The sequence below is a fragment of the Pseudomonas poae genome (assembly GCF_001439785.1).
In the GTDB taxonomy this organism is placed as follows: domain Bacteria; phylum Pseudomonadota; class Gammaproteobacteria; order Pseudomonadales; family Pseudomonadaceae; genus Aquipseudomonas; species Aquipseudomonas poae.
This window is the reverse complement of record NZ_JYLI01000016.1, coordinates 72,039-86,991: the sequence shown is the minus strand read 5'-3', so window position 1 is coordinate 86,991 and position 14,953 is coordinate 72,039. Positions and strand designations below refer to the sequence as shown.

The window sequence follows — 14,953 nt, the reverse complement described above, 5'->3', positions numbered from 1 at the left end:
TGGAGGAGGGACTCATCGGGAGCAAGCCCCCTCCCACACTTCAAATGCATTCCAACTGTGGGAGGGGCTTGCTCCCGATAGCGGCAGGTCAGGCAACCCTGTACCCCGGCCGAACGATCTTCATGCTCAACACACAGGTCAACGCAAACGGCACGACCATCGCGATCACCATGCCCACCACGAATACCGGGATGGCGCTCGGCACGATCGAGATAAACCCGGGCAACCCGCCCACGCCGATGGCCGACGCCTGCACCTTGTTCAGTGCGAGGAAAATGCTGCCCAGGGCCGAGCCCAGCAGCGCGGCATAGAACGGAAACTTGAAGCGCAGATTCACACCAAACATCGCCGGCTCAGTGATGCCGAAATAGGCGGAAATCGCCGAGGTCGAGGCCATGCTTTTGTCCCGCGCATTGCGCGTCATGTAGAACACCGCCAGCGCGGCGCTGCCCTGGGCCAGGTTGGACATGACGATCATCGGCCAGATAAAGGTGCCGCCCTGGGTGGAGATAAGCTGCAGGTCGACCGCGAGGAACATGTGGTGCATGCCGGTGATCACCAGCGGCGCATAGAGCAGGCCGAAAATCGCGCCGCCGAGCATGGGCGCGATCTCGAACAGGGTGACCAGCCCTTCGGTGATCAGGATGCCGAGATGACGCGTCACGGGGCCGATGATCGCCAGCGCCAGCACGCCGGTCACCACGATGGTGGTGATCGGCACCACCAGCAACTGAATGGCATTGGGCACCCGGGCCCGCAGCCATTTTTCGATCACGCTCATCACAAAGGCGGCCATCAGGATCGGCAAAATCTGCCCCTGGTAGCCGACCTTCTCGATCCGGAACCAGCCGAAAATATCGAAGTACGGCAGGCTCTGGCCGTCCAGCCCGGCGACGGCCTTGCCGTAGTTCCAGGCGTTGAGCAGGTCGGGGTGCACCAGCATCAGGCCGAGCACGATGCCGAGGATTTCACTGCCGCCGAACCGCTTGGCCGCCGACCAGCCCACCAGCGCCGGCAGGAACACGAACGAGGTGTTGGCCATCAGGTTGATCAGGCTCCACAGACCGTCCAGGTTCGGGTACGCCTCCAGCAGCGTCTGGCCCTCGATGAACATGCCCTTGGCGCCCATCAGGTTGTTAATGCCCATCAGCAGGCCGGCGATGATGAGCGCGGGCAGGATCGGCATGAACACGTCGGAGAACACTCGCACCAGACGCTGCATGGGGTTGGTCTTGTCGCCGCCGGCTTTCTTCACGTCGGCGATAGTGGCCGCCGCCAGACCGGTCAGCTCGCGCAGGGCGGCGTAGACCTTTTCCACTTCGCCGGGGCCGATTACCACCTGGAACAAGCCGCCGGTGAAGAACGAGCCCTTGACCAGATCGACCTGATTCAACGCGCTGCCCTTGACGAGGCTGGGGTCCTTGAGCGCCAGACGCAGGCGCGTCACGCAGTGGGCGGCTTGCTCAAGATTGTCGCGCCCGCCGAGGTTGTCGAGGATCTCGCGGGCGATGTTGGAATAGTCGTGGCTCATGCTTGTGGTATCCACTTTGATTTTTTTATTGAGGGCAGCCATTGGCAGCACGCCGAGGACAAAACTACTCGTACAGACGAGTTAAAGCAATAACTCGTCTGTACGAGTTACAAAATGCTTAATTTTCCCATTTTGAAGTAAGACATTTCTGATCACCCACCCGCGCCCAATGGACAAACCCCACCTCTGCCACTAAGGTTCCTGCCTTGAACGCGCCGTTCACCTTCATAAAGCCGGCACAGAGCCATCCCCATGAGCAAATACAACCAGATCTATACGGATCTGCTTGCCAGCATCACCACTGAACGCCTGCAGCGCGGCACGCGCCTTCCCTCCGAAACCGAACTGATGGACAGCTACCAGGCCAGCCGAGGCACCGTGCGCCGCGCCATCGAGCAGTTGCAGGAGCGCGGGTTCGCGCAAAAGATCCACGGCAAGGGCACGTTCGTGCTGTCACCCAACCCCATCGAATTCCAACTGGGCGGCATCGTCAGCTTCCATGAAACCCACGCCGATCTGGGCGATGACGTACACACCGACGTCGTCGAATTCACCCAACTGCCGCTGGAAGGCGCGCTGCTGCAGCACATCGAAGCCGAACCCGGCACCCTGATCACCCGCATCAAACGGGTGCGGCGCATTGGCGGCAAACGGGTGATCCTGGACATCAACCACTTCATCGCCGACCTGCTCCCCGGGCTGGATCGCTCGATTGCCGAACAGTCGATCTATGCGTTTATCGAAGAAAAGTTACAGCTGCAGATCAGCTACGCGCAGCGCACCATCGAAGCCCTGCCCCGCAGCAAGGACGACCAGACGCACCTGGACCTTGACGGGCAGAGTCATGTGATTGTGGTGAGTAACCAGACGTTTTTGCAGGATGGGCGGCAGTTTGAGTACACCGAGTCGCGGCATACGTTGGATAAGTTTTATTTTTCGGATGTGGCGCGGCGGTAGGCTGAGCGTGACGGTATCGAGGGATACTCAATCGATGATGTAGCCTCGACGCTGATCAAACTCCTCATATTTTTTTGAAATCGCAGGATCATCGGAGCACCCCTCAACAGTGTCCGTTGCTGCCAGACCATTCAATCCTCTGACAGAATGAATAGCAGCCTCCCAGACAGCCGGCTCAAGCGGTGGCTCGATAAAGTCGCTCAGGTACGCATCCAGAATGCTCTTCCCCGGGGTCTCAATCTCTTCACTCAGTGCCAGCAGGTAAGCAGCCTTGTCAGTTCTGCTCCAACTGATCGAGAACCCGGCACGATGACAAAGGACCGAATGCACTACCAGCATCGTTCTCCCATTTCCATCAAGGAACGGATGGCCATAGGCGAAAAATCCCATCACCAGACCCGGCGATTGCCTTAGCAAAGCTTTATCCTGCCCAAGACGAAGGCCTTCCTCCACGGCTCTCCGGGCTTCATAGGGCAGGCAAAAACAAGTGCCCGCTTTTGAGATAGCCAGATCAGGAGAAGTCGTCATCCTGTCGCTACCGGCCCAAGGGTAAAGGTCGCCAAACAGAATTGCGTGTACCTTGAGGAAATCGTGATAAGTGAGCTTTTTTTTCCTGGACAAGTAGGCCATCGCGTCCGCGAGGTTCGCGGTAAACAGGTCGTGCTCCAGCTGCTTGACGATATTGAGGTTTTTTTCACCCACTACATTTCTGAGATAACCCCTTGCGTCGAAATCCTTGAATGGGTCAAACACGCTGCTTTTCCCTCAAGTAATTTGTGAGCAGGTGAACCGCTTCCAATCCAGTAACTTTCTTCTGTTTCTTCAGTGCGATTACCAAACTCTCAATCACGTCAGTGCGGACATCGTCGCCCGAAAGTCGGGAAACATTTTCGGCCCATTCATCTGCGTAGGTCCTGGTATAAGCAACCTGACAGGAGTCCGCCAGATCCATTACGTAACGCCGAAGGCCTGACGTTGGGATGATAAGTGCTCCGGTTTTTGGATGGCGCCTTACGGAGCTATTTGCATTGCGGGGAGAGGAGAGCTCGTTGACGTAAACCACCGATCGTCCGCCAAGTGACAGCTTGCGACGGATGCGGCGACTACCTTTTACCCATATTTTTGCGTCTTTTGACACAGTTGACCGCTCGGTACCGGCAGAGGCGCTTATACCCAATCGACGAAAAACCTCAACGGCGAGTGTTTCAAGGTCTGCTGTAGGCGTGATGACTCCCGTGAGAGGGTTGCGGGAAGCCTTTGCATAAATACCGATGCCCATCCTGACAATCAGGCCTTTGCGCATTAGCTGATCCAAGCCGACAGAAACCTGCGAATGCCCACCAAGCTTCGCAACATCCGTGCGCAGGATCACGTTTCCCTGGATGCCATTGATGGCAGCCTGCATACGATCTTCAAGCTTCATGTACAGACCTCGGTATCAGTTCGCTCACATGCATTTTAAACGGCGCTAGTGCCGGCAGAATCGATTACGGGAAAGCCTTGGTTATTCTCCAACCTATACTGCAAAAACGCAAAACCTTGGCCAATCACGCCGCCGTTAACATAGTCGCCGGAAAACGATCTGGCGTTTCTCAGCCCTGTTGTTCTGGCGAAGCAACTTGCCACCATTGAAGGTATGTCGCCACCTGACAAAAAACGACGCAATTGCCTAGAATGCGTCCGTGGCTATGGAACACCTTCCTTCTAACCTCCTATGACCTAGGGGTTTCGCTCTCCACACTGCGCCTGCTGCTTGCAGGCGTTTTTACATCAGTTGTAAAACGATGCTGCAGCCCCTACACGACGGCGGCCAAAGGAGAAAATCAAGCATGAATCAAGGGATATTCCTGCGTCGTCGTAGCAAAGTCCATGTGCCGATAGGTACTGGCGGCGCCACGCGTGCTCAGGTTGCGTCGGCTGTTCGGGAAATTGCGGCGTTCCGATGCGTACTATCAAAATCTCTGATCGAGCAAATCGGCCTATTGTCAGCGACAGAGCTTAAGTATTGGCTGCGCGAAATCGTTGGAGTCCTTCGGCGGGAGACTGGCGCCCATGTACACCACCGACCGTTCTATCCTGATTTTCCCGAGCAAGTTCTAAAGGCATCAGAGGCGGAGTTGTACCTTAACGCGGTAATCCACTACCTCACGCTTGCACGTTTACCGGCAACTGAAGACTCTCGTCCCGCGATGCTTGAAGGCAACTTCATATCCCGCGTTATTGAACCGGGAAGCGTCTCCGAGTTCGACTCACTGCTGGAACCGCTGATTTCATCACGCACCTCGCTTTCCGAACAGGACGCTGCCGATGTCGCCTGGTTCATCCGAACCTACAAAAGCGATGTGTTCCGCCTGCTACCTGAGACCGTACCGTTCCGGGAAATCCGTGCGCAGGTTGGCGGCGCACTTATCCTGCATGTAGCCGGCGATGTACGGGTAAACGCATTCCTGGGAAGAAACGTGGAAACGACGACCGACGTGCTACGACTTGCGGTCGCGCTGACTGGCGGAGACGTGTCACTGACCACAGCGTCGACACGCTTCACTGCAATGAAGCGCTCGATGCGCCGTCTGCTGCTGCGCCTGCTGGACCGCATACCCAATGCCACAGAAGACGTCATGCGACATGCCGAGCGATGGAAACGCCTGGCTGAGGTACTGCATCCGGGCGACTACGCCGACAAGTACCCAGCAGCGTTAGCCGCCATCACGGCAGCACGTCGCAACGAAGCGTGGGGCTCATTTGGATCGCGTGTCGAGACATTGTTCGCACAGCGTCATATTGCCACTCTCACGTCCCTGCTGCAGAGCCGACCTGGTGAGTTCGCACGACGACTGGATGCGACTCTGCGGCGAGCCACAGAACAAGAGTCGGTTCTCGATGCATTCGAGACGGTTGCCCCGCAGGTGTCCTCGCCTGTTCTGCTGCAGTTGCTGGCTCAGGTAAGCGCCCCCCGCCCCCTCCCCTTGCGGGCCTTCACCCCCAAAGGTGCGTTTGCCAAAATCTATGGCATCGAGGATCGACGCGAACCTCCCCCTCCCGACGTTCTCGCACGGGCAACAAGCCTCTGCGAGGCCGCTCTGGTAAAGCGTTTTGCGTCACTTCCCTCACTGGGTCGCTGCTTCATCGACCCAGCGTTACGCGACTACCGAGTACCATTAGCGCAGCGCGCCTCATCGAAGTCGATGCGTACGCTGGTGCGGGGCAGTCGGTTGCCTATGCCGGACACACGTTTCATTCGCCTGTTCCTGTGGTGGAAGAACGGCAGTGGACGCACGGACATCGACTTGTCCGCAGCCTTTTTCGACGCCGACTTCGTATTCAAAGAAACGGTCGCGTATTACAACCTCAAAAGTTTCGGCGGCTACCATAGCGGCGACATCGTCACCGCGCCCGAGGGCGCTTCGGAATTTATAGACCTTGACCTGGATGTTCTCGTCGAGAAAGGCATCCGCTATGTTGTTACATCCATCAACTCATTTACCCAACAACCGTACTGCGACCTTCCAGAATGCTTCGCAGGCTGGATGGCCCGCGCCGATGTGGCGGCGGGTGAAGTATTCGAGCCGCGCTCCGTGTTCGACCGTATCGACATCGCATCCGACACGCAAATCTGCCTGCCTTTCGTGATGGACCTGCAGGAACGACGGATGATTTGGGCCGATCTGGGGCTAACTTCATCTGCGCGGTGGAACAACGTCAACAATAACCTCAGTGGCGTATCGTTGATGCTACGGGCCTTGATACACACACCAAGGCCGGACCCGGAAACGCTGTTCGATTTACATGTGCGAGCCAGGGGAGAACGGGTGGCCTCGGCGCAGCAGGCACAGGCGATCTTTGCGCCTGACCAAGGAATAACTCCGTTCGACACGGATTTAATTCGATCGCAGTTTCTTTAATCTCTACGCCAATTCCTGCAGTTTATTAAACGATATAGGTAACTTTTTCGCTTTCTACCGGACAACAAAAATGTCAGTCAGTTATCACAACCCGCCGAGGCCTCCATTGGTAATGATGCGTGATGACTTGATGAGCAAATACTTTTCTTGTTGTCAGACCTGCGTCTATAAAGTCTGGATGGTAATGATCAGCGCGCTGCTCATCGCCTGCCAATCACCGCGCCAGGCACTGCAACAACTGGCTGAAGAGCACGACCGGCAATTGGAGGTATTGTCGGGACACAGCTTCCCCCTCGTCATACTTGCGCCGCACACTGCAGAAAAGATGACTCGCCTGCGTGTCTACCTGGAAGGCGATGGCCATGCCTGGGCGACGGCGAATCGACCCAGCCTGGATCCGAGCCCGCACAATTTATTAGTGCCACGGCTGGCGGTGGGTGATCCGACACCGAATGCGTACCTGGCACGCCCCTGCCAGTTCGTCATGACCGCAGCCTGTCAACCCGCACTCTGGACTGATCGACGATTTTCCCAGGAAGTAGTCACCCGCCTCAACCAGGCGCTGGACGAATTAAAACGAAGATATGGCAACAGCGAGTTCGAACTGGTGGGATACTCTGGTGGAGCCGCTCTCGCATTATTGTTAGCGGCGCAGCGCAGTGATGTTACTCAGGTACAAACCCTTGCTGGCAATCTCAGTCCACGTCTATGGGCGACGATGAAAGGATTGTCGCCGCTCGACGGCTCACTGGATCCATTGGACTATCGTGATCGACTCGCTTTGGTACCCCAGCGTCATCTCATCGCAGAAGCAGACCTGATTATTCCAGCGGGTTTAGCTGACAGGTACCAACAGGCGCTTGGCTCTCCCCTCTCACAATGCGTCCAGGTACCAGAAGCGAGCCATGACAGGGGGTGGGAAACGACATGGAGCCGATGGGCTGAAACGCCGTTGGCAACTGAGATCAAGCGCTGAGAAGTTCGTTTAAAAAAATCCGAATAGTGCCGGACTCGGACGAGACCGCAACCGCACATCTAAAGTTCCACTTATTGCTAAAGAGCCTCGTGGAACCTTGAAAAAACACTCACAGCGTCGCATTTTCAGCTTTTTTTCTTCATTGATTCTTTTTTTATGATGAATTTTCTTACACGCATCGTGTAAATTCGCACGCGCTTGAATCAGCCATTTACTGACAAGCTGGCAGGGAAGCCAAAAAAAAGACGCTGACGCGTAGGTTGTTCCCTGTCAGTTTCTGCCCTGTAAGGATACTGCCTTGAACATTTCCCACCTGCGCCGCTCGTTGTTGGCGCTGTCCGTCGCGGCTGCCGCTGCCACGGTCCATGCCGCCTCCGCCCCCGACCTCAACTACGATCTGAGCACAGGGGCGTACACCAGCTCCGGTGATGTTTTCAATAACGCCACCTTCAGCGGGACCTCGCAAAATGCAGGTGTAGTGCTGAACAACTTGACCCTGGCAGGCAACCTGGTCAACCAGGGCAAAATCAACCTGACGGCTGCGACCCCCACCTACTTCCCGTCCGGTATCGCCATGACCCTCGATTCCAACGTCGGTGGCGACGTGATAAATAATGGTGACATTACGGTGAGCGGCAACGCCGTTGTCGGGCTGGACGTGTATCTGGCGAAGATCGCCGGTGAAGTGAACAACAATGGCAACATCACTGTGACTGGCGAACAAGCCGAAGGCATGCTGATCACCTCGACCCAGGCGCGCGTCAATAACTCGGGCACTATCACCGCGCGTGGCATCGACTCTATCGGTATTGACGTCGAGAAGGCCCGCTTTACAGGTCAGATGACAGGCGCTCCCTTCCAGAGTGATATCAACAACAGCGGGACTATCTCCGCTGACGGGATCGGCATCCGCTTTCGCAGTCTCGACACTTCCGGCGGTTTCGACACCCTCTCCATCAGGCAGACAGGTGGCCTGATCGAAGGCGGCACTGCAGCAATTTCGGCGGACGACAATGCCTCCCCGTCGTACTTCTACTGGCAAGGTGGTCAGGTCAAGGGTGACCTGCTGGGCCTGAGTGGTGTGCTGGTGCAAGGGGACGCAATGTTCGATGGCTCGACCATCCGCGCCGGTTTCGTCGATATCGACGGTGGCCGCCTGACGCTGCTTCGCCCGCAAACCACGATTGTGGGCGACCTCGATATGGACAGCGACACTGCGCGCCTGCGCCTGCTGCTGGATAACAACACGCTGCCCAACACGCCGATCCTGAAAGTCACCGGCAATACCTTCTTCTCTCCAGGCAGCCAGATCGAACTGCAGGCTCGCTCCGACGACTTCCGCACGTCGACCCAGGGCACCCGCTACACCCTCATCAACTCTGGCACTTGGGAAGAGCCGCAGAACCTGTCCGTGGTTTCCTCCTCGGCGCTGCTTGAGGTAAGGAACTTCGGCATTGAAGGCCAGGACGTGAAAGCACTGGTTGCCACTCGCAGTGATGAGGTGATCACGCAAGACCTGCTGGGTGCCCGTGGATCGCGCAACGCGGTGAACGCCATCAAGCCATTCAAGAACACGGTTCTGGGCCTGATGGACGAAAGCGATCCGGTATTCCAGAGTTTCGCCAACGCCACCACCCGTGAAGACCTGGCCAAACTTACCGAAACCCTGACCCCGGACGTCAGCCGTGGGGTGATCAACGCCGCCACCAACAGCCAGAACCTGGTCGCAGGTGCCATCAACCGCCGCGCCAGCAAAACCCGTAACGGTTTGTCCTCCGGAGACGTCCTGGCAGAAAAAGGCGTGTGGATACAGGCGCTGTCCAGCGATGCCAACCAGGACAGCCGCCACGGTATCGACGGCTACGACACCAACACCCACGGCATAGCAGTGGGTGCCGACGGCAAGCTCAACACCGACACCACCGTTGGCCTGGCTTACAGCTACCTGACCAGCGACGTCAAATCCGACCTCGGCAAAAAAACCGACGTGAGCGGTCATGCACTGACCCTGTACGGCAACTGGGCCCGCGACAACTTCTTTGTCGACACCTCGCTGATGTACGGCTGGAATGACAACGAGCCCAAACGCTACATCGCCGGCACTCGCGCCAAGGCCGACTACGACAGTGAGATCTTCGGCGTCAACGCACTGGCAGGCTATACGTTCCAGCTGGACAAGCAGTGGCTGCTCGAACCACAGGTCGGGGCGCGCTATGCCAATGTCTCGATTGATTCGTACCGTGAAAAAGGCAGCTCAGCCGCCCTCAACGTCGGCAGCCAGCGCTATGAAATCGGCGAAATGGGCCTGGGCGCTCGCCTGGCGGCCGCTTTTGACCTAGGTGCTGGCAGCCTGGAACCGGAAGCCAAGCTGATGGCCTGGCACGATTTCATCGGCGACAAAGCCGGCACCACTTCCACCTTCGTGCTCGGCGGCACCCCGTTCACCACCACAGGCACAACACCGGCGCGCGACAGCTACGAGCTGGGACTGGGCGCCAACTACCGCGTGGGCGCGTGGAGTGTGGGAGGGATGTACAACTACCTGACCAGCAGTGGTTTCGACGCCGACACCTTCACTGCGAACGTGCGTTACGACTTCTGATTAACGCCTTCGCCTGAAACAACAAAGCCGACTGATGCGGGCTTTGTTGTTTCAGGCCGTGGGTAACGCCTACAACGACTCACCCTACGGCGTCTCACACTGATACGAGTCAGCCCATCAGGAAGAACGCCATGTTCACGAGGAGCCTGTTGCTGAGTTTTTGCGCTGTGTTACTGGTTGGCTGCACGGGACGGGGCTTCCAACCGCCACCCGGGGACTACACACAGTGGTACAAAAAGGGGGTAACCCAATCGGGCGTTGACAACGCCATGCGTGCTTGCGGGTATACCAATCTTGATGGCGCAGGCGACAAGTCGCCGATTGATGTGGTGCTGACGCGCTTCTACTGCATGAAGGATGCGGGTTTTATCCGCACGGACGATCTGGATCTGTGCAAGCTAGGCCGTATTGGCGAATCGCCGGTGTGCGACGGCCGCCATTAACCCATCACCAAAAGGACACAGGGAATGAACAATCTACGCAACGGACTGTATGGCGCCGCATTGGCCCTGGCGGCAACAGCGCTGGGAGGTTGCGCCTCCTCGGCCGCGATCACCGGCGAGCCTGGGGTAAACATGGGCGACAGCTATCAGAAGGTGCTCGCGGTGGTCAGCCGCAACAATACCGTGACCAAACAGGTCGATGGCCAAGGCTTCCGGGCGGAGGGTTACTCAGCAATGTTCAAGGACTGTCGCGTCAAGTACTTCCTGTTCCAGGACGCAGATGGTTTGCAGCGCGTGAGCTATGAGCCGGCGCCGCATCTGTCGGTCAGCGCCAACTGCCGTCAGCCTTAACTTCCCCCTGCGAGTCGATACCCGATGAGACTGTTGCCTGTAATCCCCGCCGTGCTGCTGCTAGCGCTCGGCGGCTGCGGCCAAGTGGCGAACGTGCGTTCGCTGTCCACTGGCTACGTGCCCCCGCAAGGCGGCGAGACTGCCCGTATCCGCCTGCTCACCGACGGCCTGGTGCGCGCCGTGCCGGGGCGTGACTGTCTCGACTGGAACGTGCCCGGCGCGGGGGTGATGGCGTCGGCGAAACCCGGCTTCCCCGACCATAACGGCGAAAACCTCGGCATTCCCGGACCGATCTTTTCGTGGGCCGGTGCGGTCTCGTCGGAGCTGGTGGTGCCAGCGAACAAGCCGATCGCGTTCCATTATCTGGGGCGCCTGCAATATTCCCGGCAGTGTGCCAGGACCATGACCTTCGTGCCTCGGCCTGGCGTGGACTACATGGTGCAGGCCACCATGTCGGCGAACTGTTCGTTCCAGCTGGATGAATTGGAGGCGGGTGGCAAACAGTGGGTCATGGCCCAACCGCAGCCAGCGGGGAAGGTGTCGATGTGCAACGCGATTGATAACTTCTAGACCGAAATCTGCGCGGGTTGAAGGCTGCGCTTGAAGTAATTCAAGACACATACCATAGGGGAGATGGGCAAACAGTTATTACTGACATCTGCGCGGCTAAGCGTTCTCGATACCATGCCGGCATTCCTTATCCGGGACAGGGTATCGATAGAGCTTTCTCACATACGTACAATGTGCGCCATTAACAATGCCATTAATGACATAGTAAAGATCACTATCAACTCTTATTTTTTACAAAAAAATCAGATAGTTGACGAAAAACCTCACTCCCACTCGAACATAAACAACCATAAAAATTCTTTAAAAATCATATTTTTATTTTAATTTTTTCAGCTGATGCCACGAAAAATTCCATTAACGAAAAGCTGTTTTCGTACGCATTGCATTACTCATGCGGTTCGGTCATCGGTTAGGAGCAAAAACTTGCGTCACATATTTTTCCGTTATTCGAGTTGATTGGTGACCATCTCTACGCCGCCGCCCCATTCAGCCAGGACTTCGGCACCGCATGCGGAGCAGGCCTTAGTCAGCTCGGGCGATGATTAAGGCAGATGCAAGTTGGCCATACACGGTGCAGCTATACACGCAGAGAACAAGCGGATTAGTGCTGGACGACATGGCTGACTTTTCCCGAATTACTGCGCGGCCAGCCGCACGTCCAGCCCCGACTCGTCATCGAGGTCGAGTTTGCGCAATGCTTCAAGCAATGCCTCGGAATGGTCGCGGGCCTGAACACCTTCAAACCGTTTGCCTTTCTGGTACACCTCCCAACGTTTCATCGTATTGCCTCTTCTTTCCTCTTTTAGTTCAAATAGCCCTTGCTGGAGCCCAAGCCTGACGGCATGTAGGAAAACTTCCTGCAACACCGTAAACAGCGGCGCAAGATCTACCGGGACATTTCACCTGCGAGACCATAAGACCGTGCGCCGCATCAACAGGGCAAATGCCTCGTGCGCTACGAGCCCCTAAGATCAGCACAACCCCGCTAATGAGGCGCGAGCATTCCTGGATATGCTCGATCCAGGTATTAATATCTAGCAAACTATCTGATTCGCTTGCCTCAGCACTCGCAGTACGCGTGAAGATCGTCACATTCCTGAGCGTTTTCCTGAGCGTTGTTATCGCAGCCTTGCCCGTCACGGAACTTTCGGGCTAAGCCTCCATCAGAGCGTATGACTAAATGTAGGAACTTTCGTTTTCTGCTCGTCGAAACCTTTACATTTTTCTATTTTCTTCAGTGCCACTGCCGTTCCAGGCGGTTCACTTATTGTGCCTCTGATTCTGATCACAAGGATGTGAAATGCCTGCGGACTCACGCTGCCCACTGCACAAGCTTGGCCCCTCTCGATATGTCGTGGGGCTGGCCCGCTTGTCGTCGATGAATGCAAGACACCTCGCGCTGACGGCGCTGGCAGTGTGGACACTCTTTACGACCGCCACCGCTCAGGCTGCCGGGCCTGAAGAGGAATTACTGCGTCAGCAGGAGCGTGAACGCGCGCTGCGTGATCAACTGGAATCGCGGCCCGATGTGCGTCTTCAGGCACCTTCGCTCGACGAAGGCGGCTCTCGTCTTCCCGTAAAAGAAGCGCCCTGCTTCGCCATTAAAGACATCCGCCTGATTGGCGACGCATCCGAGAAGTTTCAATGGGCGCTGAAGGCCGCCAACCCCGAGGAAGACCCCGCAGTGGGGCGTTGCCTGGGTGGCGCGGGCATCAACATGACGATGAAGCGCATGCAGAATGCGATCATCCAGGCGGGATTTGTCACCACCCGCGTGCTTGCCGAAGCGCAGGACCTCAACAGCGGAATTCTGGTGCTGACAATCGTGCCGGGGCGCATCCGCGAAATCCGCTTTGCCGAAGGCACCAGCCGTCGCGCAACCCTATGGAATGCGATGCCTGCCAACCCCGGCGACCTGCTTAACCTGCGCGATATCGAACAGGCGCTGGAAAACTTCAAGCGCGTGCCCACTGCCGACGCCGACATTCAGATCACACCCACCCTGGCGGCTGATGCCAAGCCCGGCGAAAGCGATGTGGTGATCAAATGGAGCCAGCAGTTTCCGGCCCGCGTGAGCCTGTCCGTCGACAACTCGGGCAGCAAATCCACAGGCAAGTATCAGGGCAATGTGTCGCTGTCGCTGGACAACCTGCTATCGCTCAACGATTTGTTCTACGCCAGCTTCAACCACGACCTGGGCGGCGGCGAGTCCGGCCGACACGGCTCCAATGGCAATACGCTCCACTACTCGCTGCCGATGGGTTACTGGCAACTGGCGTTCACCACCAGCGAGTATAACTACGAGCAGTCGGTCGCCGGCGCCACCCAGACGTACCAGTATCGAGGCGAAAGCCGTACCAACGATCTGCGCCTGTCTCGCCTGCTTTACCGCGATGCCGTGCGCAAGACCACGGCGTGGGGTGGCCTGTGGACACGGTCTTCTGAAAACTTCATCGACGACACCGAGATCGGCAACCAGGATCGGCGCATGGCGGGCTGGCAGCTCGGCCTGGATCACCGGGAATTTATCGGCACCTCTATTCTGGACCTTGGCGTCGCCTACCGTCGCGGCACCGGCGCACATGACTCGCTGCCGGCCCCCGAAGAAGCCTCTGGTGCAGGCACATCCCGCTCGCAGATCATCACCGCCGACGCCCAGCTGCAAGTGCCATTCGCCCTCAGCGACCAGCGCCTGCGCTATATCGGCAGTTGGCGGTCGCAATGGAACCGCACACCGTTGGTGCCGCAAGACCGCTTCTCGATTGGCGGACGCTACAGCGTGCGCGGGTTTGACGGCGAAAACATTCTTTCTGCCGATCGCGGCTGGACACTGCGCAACGAAGTCGGCCTGGCGCTGGGGCAAACCGGCCAGGAGCTTTACACCGGTGTCGACTACGGCGAAGTCAGCGGTCAGGCCAGTAAGTTCCTGATTGGTAAACGACTGGCGGGGGCTGTGGTGGGTGTGCGTGGTGGTTACAAGGGCCTGTCTTATGACTGGTCGGTAGGCACGCCGCTCAAGAAGCCCGATGACTTCAAGACCGCCAACGTGACCAGCGACTTTACCGTCATCTGGTCGTTCTGAGGGGTAATGCCATGCGTTTTGAAACCCTGGACATCACGGCACCCGGCCTGATCGACGAGCCTTGGAACGAGGCGGCAGTGCTGGGCTCGGTCACTTGGTTGTGGATGCATTCCAGCGCTCACCGTGATGCGCCACTGCACAGCTTACCGACACTTCTGCTGCCGGCGCTCAAGCATCGCCAATTCGTGCTGGGCAGCGAGCACGGCAAGCCGGTGTGCTACCTCTCTTGGCTTAACGTCGATGAAGCAGCAGAACAGCGCTATTTGCAGCAATCACCGTTGACATTGAGCGACGCGGACTGGAATTGCGGCGAGCGCCTCTGGCTCAACGACTGGATCGCGCCGTTTGGCCATACGGCCACCTTTACCAGAATCCTCCAGCGCCACCTGTTCGCCAACCGATGCGGTCGCGCGCTGTATCACCGGGGCGACGAGCGAGGCCTGCAAATCAAGACATTCCAGGGCATCGGTGTGATCCCTGAACAGGCCAGAGCCTGGTTTGCAGCTCACCCGGTTGCCACAGCACCGTAACTTCAACTT

At 57.5% G+C, this 14,953-nt stretch carries 13 protein-coding genes; 9 read left to right on the top strand and 4 right to left on the bottom strand.

Translation table 11 applies throughout. The features are described 5' to 3' along the window. Window positions 1-88 precede the first annotated feature (88 nt). Window positions 89-1,531, bottom strand: a complete 1,443-nt coding sequence (treP, locus tag TU75_RS18845; RefSeq protein WP_032871515.1) for a PTS system trehalose-specific EIIBC component — start codon at window positions 1,529-1,531, stop codon at window positions 89-91. Window positions 1,532-1,783: 252 nt separating this feature from the next. On the opposite strand from treP, the gene treR reads away from it, so the two are divergent. Then, on the top strand, window positions 1,784-2,488 hold the full coding sequence (treR, locus tag TU75_RS18840) for a trehalose operon repressor (RefSeq protein WP_003238088.1): 705 nt from the start codon (window positions 1,784-1,786) through the stop codon (window positions 2,486-2,488). 27 nt (window positions 2,489-2,515) lie between these two features. On the opposite strand, the gene TU75_RS18835 is transcribed toward treR, so the two are convergent. Then, window positions 2,516-3,241, bottom strand: a complete 726-nt coding sequence (locus TU75_RS18835) for a Fic/DOC family protein (protein WP_015372893.1) — start codon at window positions 3,239-3,241, stop codon at window positions 2,516-2,518. Next, window positions 3,234-3,911 (bottom strand): hypothetical protein, encoded by a 678-nt coding sequence (locus TU75_RS18830; protein ID WP_060549740.1) that lies wholly within the window; start codon window positions 3,909-3,911, stop codon window positions 3,234-3,236. Before TU75_RS18830 ends, TU75_RS18835 begins: the two co-directional genes overlap by 8 nt. A gap of 406 nt (window positions 3,912-4,317) precedes the next feature. Between TU75_RS18830 and TU75_RS18825 the strand changes: the two genes are divergently transcribed. From TU75_RS18825 to TU75_RS18800, 6 genes are all read left to right on the top strand, one after another. Beyond that, window positions 4,318-6,390: a TerD family protein gene (locus TU75_RS18825; RefSeq protein ID WP_060549739.1), complete on the top strand. Its 2,073-nt coding sequence runs from the start codon at window positions 4,318-4,320 to the stop codon at window positions 6,388-6,390. Between the two features lie 184 nt (window positions 6,391-6,574). Beyond that, window positions 6,575-7,366 (top strand): alpha/beta hydrolase, encoded by a 792-nt coding sequence (locus tag TU75_RS18820; protein WP_141719180.1) that lies wholly within the window; start codon window positions 6,575-6,577, stop codon window positions 7,364-7,366. 298 nt (window positions 7,367-7,664) lie between these two features. Next, window positions 7,665-9,968, top strand: a complete 2,304-nt coding sequence (locus TU75_RS18815) for an autotransporter family protein (RefSeq protein WP_060549738.1) — start codon at window positions 7,665-7,667, stop codon at window positions 9,966-9,968. Window positions 9,969-10,099: 131 nt separating this feature from the next. After that, on the top strand, window positions 10,100-10,411 hold the full coding sequence (locus TU75_RS18810) for a hypothetical protein (RefSeq protein ID WP_060549737.1): 312 nt from the start codon (window positions 10,100-10,102) through the stop codon (window positions 10,409-10,411). A gap of 24 nt (window positions 10,412-10,435) precedes the next feature. Next, complete coding sequence (locus TU75_RS18805) at window positions 10,436-10,762, top strand: hypothetical protein (RefSeq protein WP_003238092.1); 327 nt, start codon at window positions 10,436-10,438, stop codon at window positions 10,760-10,762. Between the two features lie 24 nt (window positions 10,763-10,786). Then, the gene (locus tag TU75_RS18800; RefSeq protein ID WP_082630473.1) at window positions 10,787-11,332 is read left to right on the top strand and encodes a hypothetical protein; all 546 of its coding nucleotides are present in this window, start codon (window positions 10,787-10,789) and stop codon (window positions 11,330-11,332) included. A gap of 635 nt (window positions 11,333-11,967) precedes the next feature. Here the strand turns inward: TU75_RS18800 and TU75_RS27400 are convergent. Next, window positions 11,968-12,111 carry a hypothetical protein gene (locus tag TU75_RS27400; protein WP_156422784.1) on the bottom strand — a complete coding sequence of 48 codons (144 nt, stop codon included), beginning with the start codon at window positions 12,109-12,111 and terminating at the stop codon, window positions 11,968-11,970. 599 nt (window positions 12,112-12,710) lie between these two features. On the opposite strand from TU75_RS27400, the gene TU75_RS18795 reads away from it, so the two are divergent. Beyond that, a complete protein-coding gene (locus TU75_RS18795; protein WP_060549762.1) occupies window positions 12,711-14,414 on the top strand; it encodes a ShlB/FhaC/HecB family hemolysin secretion/activation protein in 1,704 nt (567 codons plus the stop codon). A gap of 11 nt (window positions 14,415-14,425) precedes the next feature. Further along, window positions 14,426-14,944, top strand: a complete 519-nt coding sequence (locus tag TU75_RS18790; RefSeq protein WP_060549735.1) for a toxin-activating lysine-acyltransferase — start codon at window positions 14,426-14,428, stop codon at window positions 14,942-14,944. Window positions 14,945-14,953 lie beyond the last annotated feature (9 nt).